Annotated in this window: 16 protein-coding genes; 11 read left to right on the top strand and 5 right to left on the bottom strand. The window is 67.9% G+C overall.

Annotation, left to right across the window (positions count from 1 at the left end; translation table 11 throughout):
* Positions 1-4 precede the first annotated feature (4 nt).
* The 4 genes from ABZS69_RS52470 to ABZS69_RS52455 all read left to right on the top strand — a co-directional run bounded on the left by ABZS69_RS52470 (position 5) and on the right by ABZS69_RS52455 (position 3,269).
* On the top strand, positions 5-901 hold the full coding sequence (locus ABZS69_RS52470; protein WP_355388253.1) for an alpha/beta hydrolase: 897 nt from the start codon (positions 5-7) through the stop codon (positions 899-901).
* A gap of 131 nt (positions 902-1,032) precedes the next feature.
* Positions 1,033-1,779 carry a sulfite exporter TauE/SafE family protein gene (locus tag ABZS69_RS52465; RefSeq protein ID WP_355388250.1) on the top strand — a complete coding sequence of 249 codons (747 nt, stop codon included), beginning with the start codon at positions 1,033-1,035 and terminating at the stop codon, positions 1,777-1,779.
* Positions 1,780-1,887: 108 nt separating this feature from the next.
* Positions 1,888-2,748 carry a hypothetical protein gene (locus ABZS69_RS52460; protein WP_355388247.1) on the top strand — a complete coding sequence of 287 codons (861 nt, stop codon included), beginning with the start codon at positions 1,888-1,890 and terminating at the stop codon, positions 2,746-2,748.
* A 41-nt stretch (positions 2,749-2,789) separates the two neighbouring features.
* Complete coding sequence (locus tag ABZS69_RS52455) at positions 2,790-3,269, top strand: S26 family signal peptidase (protein ID WP_355388244.1); 480 nt, start codon at positions 2,790-2,792, stop codon at positions 3,267-3,269.
* On the opposite strand, the gene ABZS69_RS52450 is transcribed toward ABZS69_RS52455, so the two are convergent.
* From ABZS69_RS52450 to ABZS69_RS52440, 3 genes are all read right to left on the bottom strand, one after another.
* A complete protein-coding gene (locus ABZS69_RS52450) occupies positions 3,194-5,104 on the bottom strand; it encodes an ABC transporter ATP-binding protein (protein WP_355388241.1) in 1,911 nt (636 codons plus the stop codon). The two genes, ABZS69_RS52455 and ABZS69_RS52450, sit on opposite strands and share 76 nt — an antisense overlap.
* Positions 5,101-5,628, bottom strand: a complete 528-nt coding sequence (locus ABZS69_RS52445) for a TlpA disulfide reductase family protein (protein WP_355388238.1) — start codon at positions 5,626-5,628, stop codon at positions 5,101-5,103. The genes ABZS69_RS52450 and ABZS69_RS52445 overlap by 4 nt, the downstream gene beginning before the upstream one ends.
* Before the next feature lie 100 nt (positions 5,629-5,728).
* Complete coding sequence (locus ABZS69_RS52440; protein WP_355388235.1) at positions 5,729-5,902, bottom strand: hypothetical protein; 174 nt, start codon at positions 5,900-5,902, stop codon at positions 5,729-5,731.
* A gap of 813 nt (positions 5,903-6,715) precedes the next feature.
* Here ABZS69_RS52440 and ABZS69_RS52435 point away from each other — a divergent pair.
* The 4 genes from ABZS69_RS52435 (at position 6,716) to ABZS69_RS52420 (ending at position 11,563) form a co-directional block, all read left to right on the top strand.
* Positions 6,716-8,014 (top strand): endo-1,4-beta-xylanase, encoded by a 1,299-nt coding sequence (locus ABZS69_RS52435; protein ID WP_355388232.1) that lies wholly within the window; start codon positions 6,716-6,718, stop codon positions 8,012-8,014.
* Between the two features lie 30 nt (positions 8,015-8,044).
* Positions 8,045-9,475 carry a non-reducing end alpha-L-arabinofuranosidase family hydrolase gene (locus ABZS69_RS52430; RefSeq protein ID WP_355388229.1) on the top strand — a complete coding sequence of 477 codons (1,431 nt, stop codon included), beginning with the start codon at positions 8,045-8,047 and terminating at the stop codon, positions 9,473-9,475.
* Positions 9,476-9,726: 251 nt separating this feature from the next.
* Positions 9,727-10,470: a 3-oxoacyl-ACP reductase family protein gene (locus tag ABZS69_RS52425; RefSeq protein WP_355388226.1), complete on the top strand. Its 744-nt coding sequence runs from the start codon at positions 9,727-9,729 to the stop codon at positions 10,468-10,470.
* A 415-nt stretch (positions 10,471-10,885) separates the two neighbouring features.
* Positions 10,886-11,563 carry a sulfotransferase domain-containing protein gene (locus ABZS69_RS52420; protein ID WP_355388223.1) on the top strand — a complete coding sequence of 226 codons (678 nt, stop codon included), beginning with the start codon at positions 10,886-10,888 and terminating at the stop codon, positions 11,561-11,563.
* A gap of 293 nt (positions 11,564-11,856) precedes the next feature.
* On the opposite strand, the gene ABZS69_RS52415 is transcribed toward ABZS69_RS52420, so the two are convergent.
* Both ABZS69_RS52415 and ABZS69_RS52410 read right to left on the bottom strand, forming a co-directional pair.
* Positions 11,857-12,447: a hypothetical protein gene (locus ABZS69_RS52415; RefSeq protein ID WP_355388220.1), complete on the bottom strand. Its 591-nt coding sequence runs from the start codon at positions 12,445-12,447 to the stop codon at positions 11,857-11,859.
* Positions 12,444-12,680, bottom strand: coding sequence for a hypothetical protein (locus ABZS69_RS52410; protein WP_355388217.1), 237 nt, complete (start codon positions 12,678-12,680; stop codon positions 12,444-12,446). The genes ABZS69_RS52415 and ABZS69_RS52410 overlap by 4 nt, the downstream gene beginning before the upstream one ends.
* A 1,188-nt stretch (positions 12,681-13,868) precedes the next feature.
* Between ABZS69_RS52410 and ABZS69_RS52405 the strand changes: the two genes are divergently transcribed.
* The 3 genes from ABZS69_RS52405 to ABZS69_RS52395 all read left to right on the top strand — a co-directional run.
* Positions 13,869-17,429, top strand: a complete 3,561-nt coding sequence (locus ABZS69_RS52405; protein WP_355388214.1) for an AAA domain-containing protein — start codon at positions 13,869-13,871, stop codon at positions 17,427-17,429.
* Positions 17,422-20,616: a hypothetical protein gene (locus ABZS69_RS52400; protein ID WP_355388211.1), complete on the top strand. Its 3,195-nt coding sequence runs from the start codon at positions 17,422-17,424 to the stop codon at positions 20,614-20,616. Before ABZS69_RS52405 ends, ABZS69_RS52400 begins: the two co-directional genes overlap by 8 nt.
* A partial coding sequence (locus ABZS69_RS52395; protein WP_355388208.1) for a hypothetical protein occupies positions 20,613-21,733 on the top strand: 1,121 nt, incomplete at its 3' end. The genes ABZS69_RS52400 and ABZS69_RS52395, both read left to right, overlap by 4 nt.

Below are 21,733 nucleotides of genomic sequence, written 5' to 3'. Positions count from 1 at the left end.
ATCGGTGACCGTGGAAAAGGCGCCGAACGTCGGTCCGTCGGGCATCGAGATCGCGTACGAGCGCCTCGGCGACCCCCAGGCCCCGCCCGTGCTGCTGGTGATGGGCCTCGCCGGACAGCTGATCAACTGGCCGGACGGCTTCTGCGCGGAGCTCGTCGACCGCGGCCTGCACGTCATCCGGTTCGACAACCGCGACAGCGGCCTGTCCACGCATCTCCACGACGCGCCGGAGCCCGACCTGCCGGCGGCGCTCGCGGGCGACGTGTCCTCGGCCTCGTACACGCTCTCCGACATGGCGGCCGACGCCGTCGGCCTGCTCGACGCGCTCGGCCTGGACAGCGCCCACGTCGTCGGCGCCTCGATGGGCGCGATGATCGCCCAGACGATCGCGATCGAGCATCCGGGCCGGATCCGGTCGCTGACGTCCATGATGTCCACCACGGGCGACCCTTCCGTGGGCCAGGCCCGTCCCGAGACCATGGCCGCCTTCGCGGGGCCGCCGCCGACGACCCGCGAGGAGGCGGTCGAGCGGTCGGTCACGATCTTCCGCCTGGCCGGCTCGCCCGGTTTCGCGTTCGACGAGGCCGCGCTGCGCGAACGCGCCGGTCTCTCCTACGACCGCGACCACGACCGGACCGGCGTCGCCCGCCAGGCCGTCGCGGTCGTCGCCTCGGGCGACCGCACCGCCCGGCTCCGTACCGTCGAGGTCCCCACGCTGGTGATCCACGGCGCGAACGACGCCATGTGCGACGTCAGCGGCGGCCGCGCGACCGCCGCCGCCATCCCGGGCGCCGAGCTGGTGGTGATCGACGGCATGGGCCACGACCTGCCCCGCGCCCTCTGGCCCGACCTCGCCACCCGCATCACCACCCTCGCCCACCACGCCGACGCCACCCGATAGCCGCTCGCCCCCCTGTGAGCGCCGACACTTCGCCGGGCATCGAAGCTTTTCCCGTCTAGCGTCGGCCGCATGACGACGACCCCGCCGGCTCTGAGCAGCGCCTCCCCTGATCGCTGCCCGGCGGGAACGTCGTGACCCCCTGGGAGATGCTCGCCGTCTTCGCGACGAGCATCTGCGCCGGGGCCCTCAACACCGTCGTCGGCTCCGGCACCCTCATCACCTTCCCTCTGCTGCTCGCCATCGGCCTCCCGCCCGTCACCGCCACGGTCACCAACGCGCTCGGCCTGATCCCCGGCTCCATCAGCGGGGCCGTCGGGTACCGTCGAGAGCTCCGCGGCCAGTCCCGCCGCCTGCTGAAGCTGAGCGTCGCCGCCCTGCTCGGCGGCCTGTGCGGCGCGGTGCTCCTGCTGACCCTGCCGGCCTCGGCGTTCGAGCGGATCGTCCCCGTCCTGGTGGCCCTGGCCCTCGTCCTGGTCATCCTGCAGCCCCGCATCAGCAGGTACCTGCGCCGCCGCCACCGCGAGACGCCCGGTCGCGGGCTCTTCGCCGGGCTGCTGCTCGCCGGCGTCTACGGCGGCTACTTCGCCGCCGCCCAGGGGATCATCTACATGTCCCTCATGGGCATGCTCCTCGACGAGACGCCCCAGCGCCTCAACGCCGCCAAGAACGTCCTGGTCGCCGTGGTCAACGCCGCAGCCGCGCTCGTGTTCCTGTTCGTCGCGGACTACGACTGGACGGCCGTCGCCCTCATCGCGACCGGCTCCGCCCTGGGCGGCCACCTCGGCGCCGACGTGGGCCGCCGCTTCCGCCCCGCCACGCTCCGCTTCCTGATCGTGGCCGTAGGCGGGGTCGCCCTCGTCCATTTGCTCGTCCGCTGAAGCAGGCCGCGGGCTGCCTCGCTTGACATGATCGCGTCGCGGGCGATAAACGCGTCGCTGGTGTCGTCGAAAATCTCTGTGCCTGCCTTATGCGCCGCGGCGATCCTGATGCCGCTGGTTCCCGCCTTGATCGCGCCCAAGGCCGCCAACGTCGTCACCGGTGCGGCCGTCGCCGCGCTCCTGATCGTGCCTTGCGTGGTGCTGCGCCGCCGGCGATGGGCGCCACGGCTGGGCGCCGCGCTGCTGGCCCTGCTCGCCGTGGCCGCCGCCGCGACGCCGATCACCGGGATCGGCAAGCCGAGCCAGTACGAGATCCAGCGTTACGCCGCGGCCCAGAACGCCATCGGCAAACCGATCGACTTCGAGGATCTGCGAATCCTGCCCTGGGACACCGACGATCTCCTGCTGATCGCCCTCGCCTGCCTCGCCACGGCGGCGCTGCTCCTGACGCTCGGCCAGACCGTCCGCTGGGAAGGGAGGCCGGAGCCGGCTCCGCTGCGCCGGCGGTGGCCGCTGATCATGTGGGGCGCCGCCCTGGTGCTGGTGAGCGTTCCTCAGGCGATGTACCTGGCGACCCTGCCCGGCGGAACGATGGAGTACTCGATCATGATCATGAACGGTGACTGTTTCGGCGGTGCGGAGGAGCTCATGTACGCGGAGGCCCTCCTGATCCTGGTCCCGCAGCCGATCGTGGTCGCGGTGGGCTTCGGGCTGTGGGCGCTGCTGGCCCGCACCGGCCACCGGCCGCTGGGCCGGCTCGTCGGCTGGCTGGCGGTGGCGCCCATGGTGCTCAGGGACCTGGCCCTGAACTGGATGCCGGTGCTCGGGTGCGCGCAATCCCCGGAGGAGGCGGCGGCCAGTCCGGTCACGCTCGCGTGGGCGCTGTACACGCTCCTCCCCGTCGTCCTGATCGTGCTGGCGGTACGGCTGCGCCGAGCCCCCGCCCCGGCGGAGGCGATCGGGCATTAGTGTCGGCAGTCCAGTGGTGCTGATCGACTTTGGAGGGCGCCGTGCGGCGCGTCATGATCCTGCTGGCCCCGATCGCGGTCCTGGCCGCGGGTCTGGTCGTCGCCCGGCGGCGGTTCGTCGTCGTCCGGATCAGCGGGGCGAGCATGCTGCCGACCTACCGCACGGGCGACCGGGTGCTCGTCCGCAGGACCACGGGGGCGGGCGTCCGGCGCGGCCAGGTCGTGGTGCTGCAGACGGCGCTGCCCGGGGGAAAGTGGCGTACGGAGCCGCTGCCGGCGCCGGAGGCGGCCAGGTGGTTCATCAAGCGCGCGGTGGCCGTGCCGGGTGATCCGGTGCCCGTCCAGGTCATGGCTCGCGTGGGGGCCTCGCCCGGTGACACCGTGCCGGCGGGCCGGCTGGTCGTCCTGGGTGACGGGCCGGTCAGCGAGGATTCGCGGGTGTGGGGTTACGTGCCCGTCGACCGCGTGCTCGGCGTCGTCGTCCGCCGGCTCGCCTCCTCCCCCGAATCCGCCGGCTCGTAGCCCTGCGCCTGGAGGGTGAAGAGGCTCGCGTACTCGCCTCCCAGCGCCATCAGCTCCGCGTGCGAGCCGCGCTCGGCGATCCGCCCCTCGGCGAGCACGACGATCACGTCCGCCTCCCGCACCGCGCCGAGCCGGTGCGAGATCAGCAGGCTGGTCCGCCCCGCGCGGTGGCGGCGCAGGCTCTGGTGGATGGCGTGCTCGGCCTGCGCGTCCAGGCCGGAGCTCGGCTCGTCGAGCACGAGCAGGTCCCGCCCCTCCCGCATCAGGGCGCGGGCCAGCGCGAGGCGCTGCCACTGCCCGCCGGACAGCACGACTCCGGCCTCGGGGCTGTCCCTGTCGCCGAAGAAGATCCGGCTCAGCAGCGTGTCGTAGCCGCGCGGCAGCCCGGCGACCGTCTCGTGGACCCCGGCCAGTCTGGCGGCGGCCTCGACCCGGTCGCGGTCGTCGAGTGCCGTGACGTCGCCGAGCCCGATGTTCTCGGCCGCGGTCAGGTCGTACGACATGTAGTCCTGGAACACCGCGCCGATCCGGCCGCGCAGCTCGGCGGGATCCATCTCCCTCAGGTCGACGCCGTCCCAGTGGACGGACCCGCGTACCGGGTCGTACAGCCTGCAGATCAGCTTGACCAGGGTGCTCTTGCCCACGCCGTTCAGCCCGACCAGGGCGAGGGAGCCGCCGCGCGGGATGAAGAGGTCGACACCGCGGAGCACCCACGGGTGCGCGTCGTCGTACCGGAACCATACGTCGCGCACCTCGATGCCCTCGCGCAGCGAGGGGACGGGGCGTGGACGCCGCGGGACGGGCAGGTCCGGCGCGTCGGCCACGACCTCGAGGTAGTGCCCGAACATCAGCAGCGCGTTGTGCGCGTCGGCCGACTGGCCGACGATCGACGTGAGCGCGGACTGCACTCCGGCGACGGCCGCCACGAACACGGCGACGTCGCCGACGCTCAGCGTGCCCGACGCGGCGGCGGTGATCGCCCAGAGCAGGCCGAACGCGGCGACGGCCGCTCCGAGCAGCGACAGCGACCCCTGGGTACGCAGCGTCCTGCGGGCCAGCCCTTGCTCGGCGGCGTTCACCGCGCGCAGCTCGCCCAGCATCCTGGCGCGCAGGAAGTCGCCGAGGCCGAACAGCCGGATCTCCTTGGCCGCGTCGGGGCTGGTGAGAAGGTTGGCGAAGAAGATCTGCCGGCGGGTCCTGGAGCTGACGCCCCACATCATCCCGGCGCGGCGCCGGGACAGGTCGAGCTGGGCGCGGACCGAGGGGATCGCGGAGAGCGCCACCACGAGGATCATCCCCGGAGCCATCACGGCCAGCGCCGCGGTGAATCCGGCGAGGGTGACGGCTCCCTGAGCGATCCCCAGGCCGGAACGGACGATCCGCTGCGGCGCGTTCTGGCCGGCCTCCTGTGCCAGCCGTACGCGGTCGTGGAAGGCGGGGTTCTCGAAGCGGCTCAGCCCCGGGTGGGCGTTGACGGCCTGGAACAGGCGATCCTGGATCAACACCTGGAGCGCGCGGCGCAGCTGCTCCTGGGCGTACTCCGCGACCGCGGGCAGGGCCGCGCCCGCCAGGCCGCTCACGCCGAGCGCCACGCCGTACGGGATCAACTCGGCGGGACCCGCCCCGGCCGCCAGGCCGTCGAGAACGAGCTTGGTCAGCCACGCGGCGACCACCGGAACCAGGCCCATGAGCAGCACCGTGACCCCTGCTGCCAGTACGGCGGCCGGGTGCGCCCGCCAGGCCGGCGCCGCGGCCGCGCGAAGACGCCGTCGCCGCGCGGCACCGCCGTCCCCGCCGTTCTCGGTGTCTCCAGCGTCTCCGCCAGGAGAGGTCATCGGCGCGTGGCCGCCGGCAGCCTGCCCGGGGCGGTGTCGGCCGCCACGACCACCGCGTCACCGTCGACCAGGTAGAAGCTGGGGAACTGGGAGACCTGCAACGCCCTGCTCACCGGCCCGCCCATCGGCTCGACCACGACGGTGGCCGAGGTCAGCTCGCCGGTGAACCGCCGGGCCTCGTCGGGGTCGCCCGTGACCACGGCCAGCACGCGTTCGGGACGGGTGTCGGCCAGGTAGGACGTGAACTCCGGCAGCCGCTCGTGGCAGGACGCGCATTCGGTGGAGAACACCGCCACCACGGAGGGTCCCGAGAAGAACGCGCGCGACACGGTCTCCCCGCCGAGGGCGGTCGCGCTGAAGTCGCCGAGCGTCGTTCCCGGCCGCACCAGCGGGGGCCGCGTCGGCGCCAGCTCGGCCAGCCGCAGCGTGTGCACGCGCAGACGGCGGATCACCGCCAGGGTCAGCACCAGGTCCACCAGGCACAACAGTCCGACGACGACCACGGCGGCGACGAGATACGGCATGGGAGCTCCTCAGGGGTGGGCGGCAAAGCACGGAAAACCCACCAGGACGGTGCCGGCCGGGTGTCGACCGGCACTGTCCTGGGGCTGCCGGTAGGACGCGTCAGCAGTAGTCGAAGCTGCCGCAGCTGACCGTGCCGGAGGAGTCGTGGTAGCAGCAGGTCCGGCAGAACTTGCCCTGGCAGCACCAGTCGGTCCAGCACGCGGCCGACGCGTCGGCCGACGGCAGGACCTTGTCGAGGAGGCGGTCTCCCAGCTTGTTGAGTGCGCGGATCATGGCGACCTCCTTGCATGGGGGATCTTTACGCGCCCACGGTCACCCAGCAAGAGCACCTTGTTAATAGAGAGATTGGCTGACACTGCGGAACATCGTTCGGCGGTTCAGGATCTTGACAGAGGTCACTTGGCCAGGTGACAGCCGATGACCAGGCGCTGGATCTTGCGGCGGCGCACCGCCGGAGGCCGTCGCCATGCTGTGCCTCCGCGTACCTCCTCATCGGCGACTCTCCGAGAGGGGCGACTCCGGGGACGTGGTGTCTGTCCGCCGGACTGCCCCGCACCATGGCCGCCGGGTGGTGGCCCCCGGTCGGCTGTTAGCGCTCACACATCTTCTTACCTGTCGCGGTTCCTTCTCTGTCAGCTGGCTGTGGTGGCAGGTCGAGCCAATACGAGATGAAGAGGCGACGTCAAGGAGGGCATCTCGCGCCCGCGGCGGCGCGGCGGTCGGGCGTGCGGCTCATCAGGCGTTATCAGGGGCCGCCCACCGTGACGGCCAGAGCGTCGCTCTGAAACTTTCGCCAGAGCTTGACAACTTTCGGCGCGGTTTCCAAACTGTGTCCCCGAGAAGGCTTCCTCCTGCCATGTGGTGGTGCGCGGTGAGGACCGCCGTTCACGATGCCCTGGTGGTGTGCGTTCCCTGATCACGGGACGCGGCGTCGATCGCGTGGGGTGACCCCGCGTGTCCGCTTTTCCGTGATTCAGTCTGGAGCAGTCAGTCATGGGCGACAAAGCCATACTTCCGCCGCGGCCTCTCAGGCGCTCGCGGGTTCTGATCGCCGCCGCCGTCGGCGTAATCAGCGTGGTCACCGCGGTGACGGTACCGACCACGCCGGCCGGTGCGGCGGCGAGTACGCTCGGCGCGGCCGCCGCGCAGAGCGGGCGGTACTTCGGCGCCGCCATCGCCGCGGGCAAGCTCGGCGACTCGCAGTACACCACCATCGCCGGCCGCGAGTTCAACATGGTGACGGCCGAGAACGAGATGAAGATCGACGCCACCGAGCCGAACCGGGGCCAGTTCAACTTCACCAACGGCGACCGCGTCTACAACTGGGCCGTGCAGAACGGCAAGCGGGTCCGCGGCCACACCCTGGCCTGGCACTCCCAGCAGCCCGGCTGGATGCAGTCCCTGTCCGGCAGCACGCTGCGCCAGGCGATGATCGACCACATCAACGGCGTCATGGCCCACTACAAGGGCAAGATCTACGCCTGGGACGTGGTCAACGAGGCCTTCGCCGACGGCAACTCCGGCGGCCGGCGCGACTCCAACCTGCAGCGGACCGGCAACGACTGGATCGAGGTCGCCTTCCGCACCGCGCGCGCCGCCGACCCGGCCGCCAAGCTCTGCTACAACGACTACAACATCGACAACTGGACCTGGGCCAAGACCCAGGCCGTCTACAACATGGTCCGCGACTTCAAACAGCGCGGCGTGCCGATCGACTGCGTGGGCCTGCAGTCGCACTTCAACAGCGGCAGCCCGTACAACAGCAACTACCGCACCACCATCTCCAGCTTCGCCGCCCTCGGGGTGGACGTGCAGATCACCGAGCTGGACATCCAGGGCGCCTCCGCGCAGACCTACGCCGCCGTGACCAACGACTGCCTGGCGGTGGCCCGTTGCGCCGGCATCACGGTGTGGGGGGTGCGCGACCAGGACTCCTGGCGCTCGGGTGACACCCCGCTGCTGTTCAGCGGCGGCAACAAGAAGCCCGCCTACGACGCGGTCCTCAACGCCCTGAACGCCGCCTCGCCGGGCGGCCCCACGCCCACGCCGACCCCGACGCCCACCCCGACACCGACACCGACACCGACCCCGGGCGGGTGCGAGGCGACCATCACGACGACCAACAGCTGGTCGGGGGGCTTCCAGTCGACGGTGACCGTCCAGGCGGGCAACGCGGCGATCACCGGATGGACCGTGCGGTGGACCTGGCCCGGCGGGCAGAGCATCAGCAGCCTGTGGAACGGCCAGCAGAGCGTGTCCGGCTCCAGCGTCACCGTACGCAACGCCGCCTACAACGGCTCCATCGCCGCCGGCGGCTCCACGACCTTCGGGTTCACCGCGAACGGCACCGCGGCCACCCCGACCGCCACCTGCACCAGCCCCTGACGGCGGGTGGACATGATGAGGAGAACACAGATGCGTCTGCCCTGGCGAGCGCGGTCACCGCGTCCCCCCGCCGCCACGACCGCGGCGCCGCACCCGCGGGCCTCGCGCCGCGGCCTCGTGATCGGCGCCGTCGCAGTCCTGCTCGCCGGAGCCGGCCTGCTGACCATGCAGCCCGCCCAGGCCGCCGTCGCCTGCCGGGTCGACTACACCATCAGTTCGAGCTGGTCAGGCGGCTTCAACGCCGCCGTCACCATCAACAACCTCGGTGACGCGGTCAACGGCTGGCGGCTGACCTGGTCCTTCGGCGCCGGCCAGCAGATCACCCAGATCTGGAACGCCACCCAGTCCCAGTCCGGCTCGTCGGTGACTGCTACCAACGTCTCCTACAACGCCGCCATCCCCTCCGGCGGCAGCGCCAACTTCGGGTTCAACGGCTCGTGGAACGGCAGCAACCCGGTGCCCACGTCGTTCGCCCTGAACGGCGTGACCTGCGGCGAGCCCGGCACCCCCACGCCGACCCCCACCCCCACACCGACGCCCACCCCGACCGGCACGTGCGCTCTTCCGTCGACGTACCGCTGGACATCGACCGGCCCGCTGGCGAACCCGAAGTCGGGGTGGGTCTCGCTCAAGGACTTCACCACCGTCGTCTACAACGGCAGGCATCTCGTCTACGGGACGACGCACGACACGGGAACGGCGTGGGGTTCGATGAACTTCGGCCTCTTCACCAACTGGTCCGACATGGCCTCGGCCAGCCAGAACACGATGTCCTCCTCCACCGTCGCGCCCACGCTCCTCTACTTCGCCCCCAAGAACATCTGGGTGCTCGCCTACCAGTGGGGCAGCACCGCCTTCTCCTACCGGACCTCCAGCGACCCCACCAACCCCAACGGCTGGTCCTCGCCGCAGGCGCTCTTCTCCGGAAGCATCTCCGGCTCCGGAACAGGCCCCATCGACCAGACCCTCATCGGTGACAGCACGAACATGTACCTGTTCTTCGCCGGGGACAACGGCAAGATCTACCGCGCCAGCATGCCCATCGGAAACTTCCCCGGCAATTTCGGCGCGACATCCACGGTGATCATGAGCGACACCACGAACAACCTCTTTGAAGCCGTTCAGGTCTACAAGCTCCAGGGCCAGAACCGCTACCTCATGCTCGTCGAGGCGATCGGCTCGCAGGGCCGCTACTTCCGCTCGTTCACCGCCACCAGCCTGGACGGTTCGTGGACACCGCAGGCCGCGACCGAGGGCAACCCCTTCGCCGGCAAGGCCAACAGCGGCGCCACCTGGACCAACGACATCAGCCACGGCGATCTGGTCCGCAGCAACCCCGATCAGACCATGACCGTCGATCCCTGCAATCTGCAGTTGCTCTACCAGGGACGCAACCCCAGCTCCGGCGGCGACTACGGCCTGCTGCCCTACCGGCCGGGGCTGCTGACACTGCAGCACTGACGACGTGACCCGGGTCCGTCCCTGAGAGCGGCCTTCCGGTTGGCAACGGTGATCACCCCAGCCCCGTCACCAACCGGAAGGCCCGGCTTCCTGTCGCCCTGGAGCACCCGCCGGTGGCCGGACGCCGGGCACGGCGTGACGTGGCGTGGCGTCCCGGTGCAACCAGGGGAGACAGCACGGGGTTCAAAGGGCACATCAGGGACGCTGAACCGCCCCTGGCTCCTGAAATCTCGCTAACGATGGGGTCCGACATGTCTGCAGTTCTGGACGGCAAGGCAGCTCTGGTGACCGGCGGCAGCCGCGGCATCGGCAAGGCGATCGCGCTCCGGCTCGCCGCGGACGGGGCAGATGTGGCAGTGACCTGCCAGCATGGCACCGACCGGGCCCGCGCCGTGATGGAGCAGGTCAAGGCGCTGGGGCGCCGGGCCATGGTCCTGCAGGCGGACGCCGGTGACCCCGCGGCGGTCGCGGACGCCGTTCAGCGGGCGGCCGGCGAGTTCGGCCGGTTGGACGTCCTGGTGAACAACGCCGGAGTGTTCCCCTCCGGGCCACTGCAGGACGTGCGGCCGGAGGACTTCGACAGAGTCCTCGCCATCAACGTGCGTGCGCCGTTCATCGCCGCTCAGACCGCGGCAGCGCACATGACCAAAGGCGGACGGATCATCAACATCGGCAGCTGCCTGGCCGGCCGCACGCCTTTCCCCGGCATCACCCTGTACGCATTGAGCAAGACCGCCCTCACCAGGCTGACCAAGGGCCTTGCGCGCGACCTCGGCCCGAGGGGCATCACCGCCAACGTCATCCATCCCGGCCCGATCGACACCGACATGAACCCGGCCGACGGGCCGAGCGCCGACGCTCAGAGCGCCTACACCGCCCTCGGCCACTACGGGGAGCCCGCAGACATCGCCGCGACCGTCGCGCACCTGGCCGGCGAGGGCGGCCGATACATCACGGGGGCCTCCATAGCAGTGGACGGCGGCGTCACCGCCTGACTCCTCGCCGATCCGCGAGAAAAGCACAGGAGCGAAAGGCAATCGGGACGCCACGGCCTTCGAGACCGTCCACGGGCATCTGCCACTGTCAGAGGCACCTGCGGTGATACGACATGCCTGCACAGATCCTTGATGAGCACCTGCTTTTGACCGGCGGCCCGCCTCGCCATCCGATGGCAGAACACCCGTACCGGACCGCGCCAAACCCGAGAACCGGAGGCCGCGCGGCAGCAAGAACACCGCTCTGGGAGGCAACAGCGCTCAGACGACGTACGTCCACGGATATGTCGGCGTCCGCGAGGGCTTCACCATCACTGACAACTGACCTGCACACCAACGCCGGCATCCCGACCTTGCGGCCATGAACAGAACAATCCATGCGCACGCAATGTACGAAGACATTACCGTTAAGGTCATGATCATCTGGGTCGCCTCGTTCCCCCGATCAGGCAACACCTTCCTCCGCATCATCCTCAAGCAGCTGTACGGCGTGCACACCTCCACCGTCTACGACGTCGACGGCGTGGCCGCGCGGCTTGGCCCCGACCTGATCGGCTTCGAGGAACGTCCCTCCTCCATCGAGGAGATGCGCGCCTCCGAGAAGCTGCATTTCGTCAAGACGCACCGGCAGCGTGCCGGGGAAGAGGATCGCGCGATCTGTCTCATCCGAGACGGCCGCGACTCCATAACCTCATGGGCCCACCTGACCGGCGCGCCTGATATCGAGGCCGAGATCCGCACGATGATCAACCGGCGTGACCAGGTAGGAACGGGCAGCTGGGGCCAGAACGTACTGAGCTGGCTACGTCCGCCCGCACCCCATCGCGTGATGCTCCGCTACGAGGAGCTGGTCCGCGAGCCGCGACAGACCGTAGAGAAGGTGCTGGCCACTCTGGCGCCGACCCTACGGCCACTGCCTGATGCCCGCATTCCCACCTTCGCAGAGCTCCACCAGGTCGATGCCGGCTTCTTCCGGAGAGGACACACGGGCACACACGCGGACGAGCTACCAGAGGAACTGCACCAGCTCTTCTGGTCCCGCCCCGACAACGTCACGGCCATGGAGCTGCTCGGGTATTCACGCGATGCGTGAAGGTCAGGCCCGCCCTTCCGTTCCCGGTCCAAGGTGGGCCAGGGGAATCCAAGCATCGTAGGGATGCCGTCGACGAAGTCCTTCACAACTTCCGGTAAACAGCGGCAACGACCCCTCATGGAAGCCCCCTGGCGGGGGTCACCCCGATCGTTTAGGCCACTTGAGCTGAGCAGATAGCCTAGGCGGCACGTGGTTCGTACAAGATCGTCCCGTGTACGTCCCCCGATCCGATCGCGAGAACAATCACGCACTCCGCGGGATTCACCGTTGTGGCCGTCGCGTGAAGGCGTCGATCATTCGGCCCAGGCGTCCGGGATGCGGAGGATCGGGTGCGCACCATCGAGCATGTCGCGGGTCAGACGGACTCCGCTCTCATGTTCCACGACAGCGAGCACGAGAGGCGGGAGGTTCCTGTCCGCCTCATCCTCGTCCTCATCGCTGGCGGGACGCAGCAGGCTGGCGTACGGCGTGAGCACGCCGTAGTCCCCGCTGTCGTGGTCCGCAGGATGGGACCAGTAGCCGCCCCCCTCCGGCTGTCTGCTGGCAAGGAAGATGTTGCCTTCGATGTCCCAGGCCGCGAACCAGTGCCGCATCTCCGGCCCGGCCAGCCGACCGGAGATCGCCGTGCCGATACCAAGGCACCCGAAGTCGATGGTGGCCACGCCCGGCCCCGCCTGCACAAGGGCCAGATCGTGCTCCTGGTCCATCAGATACGGATCGGGCGGAATATGAAGGTCGGCGGGGTCGTGGCCGAGTCGCCTGGCCCCGTCCTCGACAGTGAGCACACCGTGCATGGGAAGTGTGAGGGTGTAGCAGAAGAAGTCGAGGAGCAGGACGTCTTCCCCGATGCCCGCGTAGTGGTCGACGACCGACGCCCAGCTCACGGAGCGGTCCGGAACGGGGCGGTGCGGTCTTCCATGACGCTACCGCTCTTGTCCGTGAGCTGGCAGGTCGTCACCGGGGCGAGCGGCTTCAGCAGAACCACGACGTATCCCAGAGGGACGTCGGCACCTTCCGTGCCGTGGAGGGTAACGCTGACGCCGGTCACCGTCGTGAGAAAGGCGGCTCCGATCTCCCCATCTACGGCGATGTCACCGTCCTCGTTGACGAACTGCACACCCACATGATGCCCGGCTCTCACGACCGCGCCCGCAGGGTCATCTACGACCGCCTGTTCCGTCCACGCCAGGTCTCTCGCGGAACAGTGATCATTTAAGACAGCAACCCCGCCTTCCAGGACCGGCAGGCGAGGTTTCCGCATGTCAGAGGCTACTTAGCCAAGTGCCGGCTGATGACCAGGCGCTGGATCTGGTTGGTGCCCTCAAAGATCTGCATGATCTCCGACCCGCAATGCGACCACCTGCGAAAACCACTCGATCATAGAGCTGAGCAGCGGCTATGTTCGCGGGTGTCTCGCATCACTTCTCATTGGGTTCGGCGCTCCGACGAAACAGCAGCCTGGGCATGCTCACCCCCCATACAGTTCGAGAACGCGTCCACCGTGGCATGACAATCCAGAAACGCGACTCCATCGAACCCAGGGCACACCAATGGACATCGAGGCGACGACGATCACACCGTCCACCGCGAGCGGGATGAGCACCGCCGCCAGGTGATCCCCACCGTGCCGGAGACACTGCTCATGCATGTGCCGAACGACACGACCGCCGAGATGCCCGCAAGAAGGAGAACCCCGTGATCGTCGTACGTCGGGTTCGGCGCACGCCCCCATGTTCGGCTCCATAGCTGTTTAGCCCTCCCGACCAGGGAGAACAAGCGTGGTGGAGGCGCTGAAGGGCATGTACGACTCGGCCGTGCCCCCCTCGGACACACACCGCACGCGCATGAGGGAGCTCAGGTTCGATCCGGGCCTCCACATGTTGCTTTTCCGGTTAGTACGTGAGCTTCAGCTCCAACTGCGTGTATAGCTCGGCCTTATCGTTCGGGTCCGCTGCCGCGACCAGTCGCACCCAGTCGCCGACCTCCTCGATCATTGACCTCCACCATGGTGATGCGCTGCGCGGCCGAAGCCGCCTCAGCTCACCTTCAAGACGGGCGCGTTCGCGGGTGTGCTCGTGGTCGAGTCGGCATGGTCTGGAGTGGATGCCGACGAGATACACCCGGATGCGGATGACGGGAGAGCAACTGCCATGTAACGGCTATTGGCGACACTTAGGACACGCGACCATCTAGGCACAGAAACAGACATATGGCTTCTCCAACAACTTTTTTACCTCGTTGCTGGCGGCGGCATGCGCGAATGGTGTATGCCAGAACTGTGCCACATACCCCATCTTCCGCCGACATGGATCGACTGGTCGAGACCTTCTTCTGCGAGCCAGGTAAGAGTTTCCCATACAAGACCATCGGCACGCTTGAGGGCGAGACGGTGATTGAGGGAGTCCTCTATCGGTATCAGATCTACGACCAGGACGACCGAGCGCTTTCGCTCCAGATTTATGTGGGGATCACCCAGTTTGGGCAACTATGGGAACAGGAGGTACGCGTCCTAATCCGGGCTTCCGCGCTCGGCCATCCTGCCCTCCCCGAAGTAATCGACGGCGGCTTCAAAGATACCGCAACGGTGGCCTCGGCCGGATTTACGCTGCCGGGAATTGCCTACGTCATCACCCGGAGCAGCGAGGAGTTGCTGACTGAGGGCGCCCTGGAACGCTTGAAGGACGACCCGGCGGAGGCCGTCCGGCAGTTGTATGTGATGGCGGATGGGCTGGCCAGCCTGCATGGGATGGGGCTGATCCACCGGAACCTGTGGCCGGGAACCGTCGAGGCGCAAAAGGTCGGTCAGAAGCTGCGGTTCCAAATGATCCGATTCGAGATGAGCAAGTTCGTCGACAACCTGTTCCGTGCACCGCTCACGCATTTGGCAGAGATCAGTCCGCAAAACCCCTTCACCAACGATCCTCGCGTGCTGCCTTATCGCGCCCCCGAACAGCTCGATCCAACGCTGGGAGCGGAGTCCCAACATACAGATGTGTACAGTCTGGCTGCCATGGCATGGGAGTGGTTTCTCGGGGATTTCCCAGACACACTTAAGGGCGTCGAACCGGGCGCCGCGGATCTCTCCGCAAAAGTTGCACAATTCAATGCGCAGTTGCGGCAGGATATACGCAATGCCCATCACCTGCCCGAACCGTTATGCAGTCTTCTAGAGAAGATGCTGGCACCCGATCCCCGATCCCGCCTCTCGGCGGGTGAGGTGGTGGACCGGATGAGCAAGAACTATAAAGCGATGACGGGCTTGTGGGCCGACAATACCAGCACGAAACCTTACCTGGTCACCTTCGTGCCGGAAGAGTATGAGAACACGCTCCTCAAATGGGAGTGGATCAAACGTGACCCCGACAGCCGCGAGGGGCGCAAGGAACTCGCCGAAGTCATCGAAAACGACTTGCGACGGCCGCAGCTCCTCCACTCTCCCCACGGTGCCGACCTTTTCGTGGCGGGCGGCGACCGGCCAGGCAAGCGCGCAGCGACCCTCCTGCTGCTGGGCGAACGCGCCGTGTGGTTTTGCCGCCCGCACCGGCCTGGGTACGCCCTCGGTGGTGAGGGCGCCGCGTACGAAGACGTTTTGATCATCGCGTACGTAGCGCGGCGGTACACGGGCCGGGTCGAGCAACTGATCCGGGAGCACGAGGAGACGGGTTTCACGCAGACGGTAGACGCCATCAAGGCGGTTGCCTACGACATCGGCCGACGAGCGCTCGACCAGTACCGCGCGGGACGGCCCAAGTGGACGCCGTTGATCGAGGCCGCGCGCCCTTCGAACGAGCGGTCCACAGCGGACCAGGTCTTCGAGAACGCTCTGGACTGGCTGCTGGAATATCAGGTCGTCGCCACTCGCGCCCGTGAATACGCCTATGACCTGATCGGTGAAGGGACAGAACGCTATCCTCTGCTGCGGCTGGACCGCACGCGCGACGACGAAAGGCGGCGGGCCACGCCACTGAGTGCCGCCTTCACCTCCTCCGTACATCGCCGGCCAGCCTTCGCAGACTTCTTCAGCCAGGCAGACGAGCAGAACGACGACGACACCGCAGGTTTGGAAGCGATTGAGGACTCGGAAGGGCGTCCCAAGGACCGGGGCCTGACGAGCAACGTCCGGTTCAGCAGCGTGGAGAACCCCGACGCGATCAGAGTCGAGCGAAAGAATGACACAAACCGGATTCCTCCAAGCGGCTGGATCCGCCCTTCCGGAGACATCGGGGATCGGGTCACTCAGGCTCGAGAGCGGGACGGGCGCGTGGAGGTTCGGCAGAACAAGCTACTTGTCCGCCAGTTGCGGAACCCGGTGACGATCAGGGGTCTGCCCTACCTCTGGAACGGACTGCTGGATCCGGAGAAGGACGACGCGGCGCTGGAGATGCTGGTGAACCAGCCGCTCTATGCGCTTCAGGGGCCGCCGGGCAGTGGCAAAACCACGACCCTGGTCAAGGCGATCCACGCCTGCCTCAAACGCGAGCCCACTACTCGGATCCTGGTTGCTGCGCAGTCGAACTACGCACTCGACAACGTGGCCAAGAAGCTGCTCCCCCTACTGAACAAGGACAAACACATCTGCCTGCGGGTGACCACTGGGGGCACCTCAGACCGCGTTGATGAAGACGTTCGACCATACCTTCTGGAAGAGTGCGTCGATGCGCGGCAGAGACGCCTGGTCGCAATGCTTCGTAGACGCATCGGCCGTCCTGGGGAAGATCCTGCCCTTCTGCCAATCCTCGGCGACTGGCTGGCGATCGCCGGGCAGGCGATGCCCGAGCTTGCCGACCGGATGGCCAGAAGTGCCTCTGTCGTGTTCGCCACCTGCTCGGCGTCGTCGTTGAACGTCCTGTCGGAGCAGGGAATGCCCACGCTGTTTGACTGGGTGGTGGTGGAGGAAGCCGCCAAAGCATGGCCCACCGAGCTGATCATACCGTTGAATCGGGGGACCCGCTGGACGCTGGTGGGCGACCAGAACCAACTGGCGGCGCATCGCATCGAAGATGTCACACGATTTCTCGACGAGTGCCGGAATTCCGATGATCCGGGGGTGCGCATCGACGCCGACCAAGTGGTCGGCTACAAGCGGGTGTTCCGCATGTTCGGCGCGCTCTTCCAGCAAGGCGAGCAGGATGAGCCGGTCGCGGCGGGGTTGTCTCACGCCACCGGGACGCTCACCACGCAGCACCGCATGGTGAAGCCCATCGGCGACCTGGTCAGCAAGGTTTTCTACACACACCACAAGCCCGACGAACTCATCCCCGGCCAGGACGAACTGCCCTCCGGCTGGCTCACTTCATCGCGCGACGCACCGAACGTCCGGCTGACCGCGCCGCCTCAGGCAACCGGCTCCAGCCTGATCTGGCTCGACACGTCCCGCCATCCTGAGCACGGCGACTCATCGTCGCCCCGCCGCTGGAGGAATGAGCTGGAGGCCAAGGTCGTCTCGCGCCTCATCGCGCAGCTGCGGCCGGTGCCGACACCGAAGCAGAACGGATACCACGAGGACCCGCTCGCAGTGCTGACCCCCTACCGAGAGCAAGAGAAACTTCTCAGCGGCGACCCGGCAGTCCGGCCATACGTGCATACCGTTCACGCCTTCCAGGGGCGAGAGGCCGACGTGGTGGTGGTGTCACTGGTGCGCGACACCCGCTATCAGCCGCGGAGCCGGGTGATTGGCAACATCGGTCATCTGGCCAGCCCCGAACTGGTCAACGTGCTCCTCTCCCGGGCGCAGGACAGCTTGATCATCGTCGGCTCCTTCCAGCACTTCGCCGAGAACGGGCCGAACTGGTGGAAGTGGATCTGCGCGGAGTTCGAGGCCAATGGCCGCGTTGTCAAGGTGGACGGGGTGCTGAGCAGTGAGTGACGTCCTCACCCTTTACCTGCCGTGCTCCGTCGTCCCGATCAAGGTGACCTACGGGTACGGGGAGCACCTGTCGCCCATCGAGCTGATCGCCATGCGGATGATCGCATCGTACGGAGACGGCTCAGGAAAGATCGGCTCGGAGGAGTTCGTCAACCTGATCGACCTCGGCGAGAGTGTCTGTAACGATCTCATCTCCGGCCTGTGGAGCCGTGGCCACGTGGCGCTCGACTTCCAACTCGGCGAGATCCAGCTATCCGCTAGGGCCCGACAGGCAGCGGCGATGGGCGAGCTGGAAAAACTGGAGACGGGCGAGGTCAGGGAGTCCGTCGGGAGCATAATGTGCGACCAGCTCACCGGAGCCGTTCTCCCGCTAGGCGGGCGTCAGCGGCCGCAGGAACGGCGTTTCACGATCCCGGCCTCCCCAGATGGCGGCTCGGTCGAGGAGGCGTCGCGAGCCGACATTCTCAGCGCGTTGAAGCGGTCGCCGCAGGGTATCCGCGGCCGTGTCGTACTCTCGGCCCGCTTGGCCCCGGCCGAGCTTCGCCGAACCACCGGAGTTCGCTACCTGCCGCTCGACGTACAGGTCCGCGTCGATCCCGACACCGACCGGCTGCGTTTTATCGTGCTGGACCATAATCTGCCGGAGCGGCACCGGCAACTGGTGGCCGGCAGGCTCTCCCAGATCGCCGACACCGACCCCAAATCCTCTTTCGTTCAAGCGGTACGCGGACGTGCCGACCAGGTCTACCGCGCACCGGTGAAACTAGAAGGTCAACTGGACCAGTTGGAGCGGGCCGCCGCCGACGCTGCGCACACCAGGCCCGGCACTCGGGCGCAAAGCCATGGCCGACTGCACGCCGCCGCCCATCGGGTCATGGGTGAGATCGCGATCCGTGTGGCATACGAAATCCAGGCGGAGATCCTCCGCGAGGGGGATCATCTCGCGGCGGTCAAGGACATCGTGCGCAGCGCGCGGAGACAGCTTGTGCTTGCCTGCCCCGGCTCACGCTGGCGGAACATCGAGGCCATCGCTGCCGAACTCCGCACGGCCTTGGCCGATGGGGTGCAGGTGGTGTTGATTTGGGGTCGCCACCACGACGACGAGTTCGATCCTCAGGTGGCCCGGATGCTCGATCAACTGAAAGAGACGGACGACGGCCGAGCCTCGATACGACTGCTACAGTCGACCCGGTCGAGCAAAATCCGGGTCGGCCTGGCGGTCGCTGACGATCGCGTCGCCCTTCTCACAGGCATGGATTTCCTGTCCAGTGATCTCCGTAAGGAGATGCGGCAGCGCGGCCTCCGACTCACCGCGCCCCGCCCGGGCATGCCCTGCCGACTCATCGAGGACCTGCTGACGTGGAGCGCCCAGGTCGTACCTGAGCGCACGCTGGCCATGAGCATGCTCAAACAGAGCAACGACTTCATCGGTGACGGAATCATCGACCCGGATCTGGAGGAACTGGGCCGGGTACTCGCGGGACTGCCGGACGCGCCGGCCGAGTCCGACGACACGGCGAGCGGGCAGCGGGTGGCCGTCTGGAGTGAGGCGTGGGTGAACGCGACACGACGGCTGCGGCAGTTCGTGGCGGCGCGCCCGCTCCCCACTGGCCGGCTGGTGCAGGACGCCGAACATCGCGACCTGCTGTGGGGTGTGGTGCGCGGCGCTCGGCGACGAATGCTGATCTCTACCCCAGACTTCCGTGACGCGCGGATACCGCCCCGCCTGTTGCAGGCGCTCAAATTGAAGCTGGAGCAAGGTGTGCAGGTCACCGTCGCTCACGGCCTGGACGGGACGGATGCCTCAGTAGAGCTGAAATCGCTGCATCACAGTCACGCAAAGCTGGACTTGGTGACCAAGCCGAACAACGCCCGCTGCCTCGTGGTCGACGACGAGGTGGCGGTCGGCAGCTTCGGCTATCTGTCAGACCATCCTGGAGTGCCGCGCGGGGAGTTGAGCGTGGTGATCAGGGACGCCGTCCTGGCCGACCGGCTGGCCGGGGGCATCGGCCGGACGAGATCGGTGAAGGCCCCGGACGAGCCGATCACCCCGCCATCCGGAATGCAGGCCGCGGTCCTCCACTCGATCATGCGGGAGGTGGACGCGGGCGCCCGCCCTCTGAGCGAAGTGGTCAGCGAGGCGTTGCGCGCCGTTCCAGATCCCTGGGCGTACGCCGACTACGCGCGTGGCGCGCCGATATCGAAGCGGATCACCCGGGCCGTGGTGGCCTGGACGCTTCGGCATGCCCCAGCCGCGGGCCGGATGGCGGACGCTCTGGAATGGCTGGTGATCGACCTGTGGCGAGACCGCGATTTCATTCCGGCCGCCATCCTGCGCGGAGCGGTGCGCGATGCCGACTTCCGCCCGCGCGCCCCCTTGACCAACGTGATACTCAATCGGACCGCCGACCGGGTGGGGGATGCGCTCGTCGCGGCGGCCGCGACCGATGGCGGAGTGCCGGCCGAGCGGGTCGCGCTAGTCGCCCTCTGCGTGGTCGAGTTGCTCACCAGATCCGGCGACCACGAGGCGTACGAGGCGCTGACCGTTCTCGACGACGTGCCAGTTCCGTGGGCGCGCCTCGCCAGTGCGGTGCTGACCTACTATGGAATCGCGGACCGGCCCCTTCCCTTCCCGCTTTCCCAGATCCGAGCCGAAATAGCTCGTGCCGAGGGCACCCAGACCATGGAGGCCCTGTGGCGGGACCTGGCCGAGGCGATCGAACACGCACAGCAAATTCACGTACAGTTCCCCCAGGTAAGGCGGGCACATGAGCTGATATTCCGGGACGATCAGCTCTTCGGGGGGCTGCGCGTGAGGGTCGCCGCGCGGGACTTGGAGGGCGTGGCCGAGTGGCTTGATCGCCCGGAGCTCGGTGATCTCGGCGGCATGTTCGACCGTGTGACACTCGAACGGTCACCGGGCACGGCTCCCCTCATGGGCAGCCGCCGACAGGGCTATCTTCGACGACTCGACGATGTGGTCACCGCTGCCAAGGCCCTGCTTGACGACGCTGTTCTGGAGGGACGGGCACCAGAAATCCATCCGGCCACGCACAGGCTGGCTGCGGAGATCGCCGCGCTCTGGGATGCCCTGACGGAGACCGCCGACCGGCCCAATGACCCTGAGCTTGCCCTGACCGATGCTCTCCTGGAGGAGCTGGCCCTGATACGGCGGTGGAAGTCATGACTGCGCCTGTCCCGGACGAGCTACTCGAAGGCTGGGCGGACCGCTGGCGCTACCCGCTGGCTGTGGTCCACCCCGACGAGTTGGTCGACGGGATACTTCACGGCCTCGAACTGGGCCTATCCGCGCCAGCTGAGTCGGCCAAGACCTTGGTGGCCATGGGATATTTCGCCGCGGCCGAGCAGTTGTTCGCCGCGGACAAGACGCTGGACGCCCTGATCGAGACGGCACGGGGTGATGCGATCGTCGAAATCGGCCGTCGGCGCTCGGTGCTGGTCGGTCGGGGAGATCGGGTCGGCCTGCGTCCGGACGCCGGCCCGGCTGTGGAGTCGGTGGCGAGAGACAACCTGCCACAGGCGGAGAAGCTGCTGGAGGCGTGGGAGACACAGATCGCCGCGGTGGAGGACCGCCTTCGTGAGGATCTTCGTGCGCGGGCCGCAGGCCTGCCCAAGGATCGTCAGGAAGCCGTCGAGCAGTGCCTGGCACAGTCTGCGTTCGACGCAGCTGAAGTACTGGTGCAGCCTGACAGCGACCCACAGCTGGAGAACGGTCCTGGAACCGTGCCACGCCGGAGTCGCTGGCCCTACTCCGGATACGACCTGCGCGAGGTGCTGGGCTGGTATCGAACCGGAGAAGACCCCACCGCCGGATTCCGGGCCCGATGGCGTCCGCATCCAGACGATGTACCCGCCAGGGAATTGATCGCCGCGTACGCCGAGCTCGTGGACACGGTCGACGAGGAGCGGGCGCTCTGGTTCGTCCGGACGCTGGACGACGTGCTGGAAGGTGGCGGCAACCACCACGCGGATTCCGACGGCCAAGCTGTACAAAGTGCCGTGGCCGGGTTGCGGGAGCCGAAACTGCCGGTTCTCGGGCTGCCGACTCCGGTGCCCGTGTGGCTGTCCCACGCTGATCAGCCGCCTCCGGACGGTTTTCCTCGTCCCGTGCTGTGGGTGGTGATCGGCGAGCCGCCTGCAGATCCGCCACACCGGGTCGCGGTGGTGACCGCCGACAACATCTTTGAGCTAGCCGCACGAGGGCCAGATGGTCAGCGGCCGAGTGCGGCCGCCCGGCGGGTGGCGCTGCTGCGGATGGTCTGCTCTCAGCTTCCGCTCGCCGA

The organism is Nonomuraea sp. NPDC005650, assembly GCF_040605375.1.
GTDB lineage: Bacteria > Actinomycetota > Actinomycetes > Streptosporangiales > Streptosporangiaceae > Nonomuraea.
This window is presented reverse-complemented; position numbering and strand designations above follow the sequence as displayed.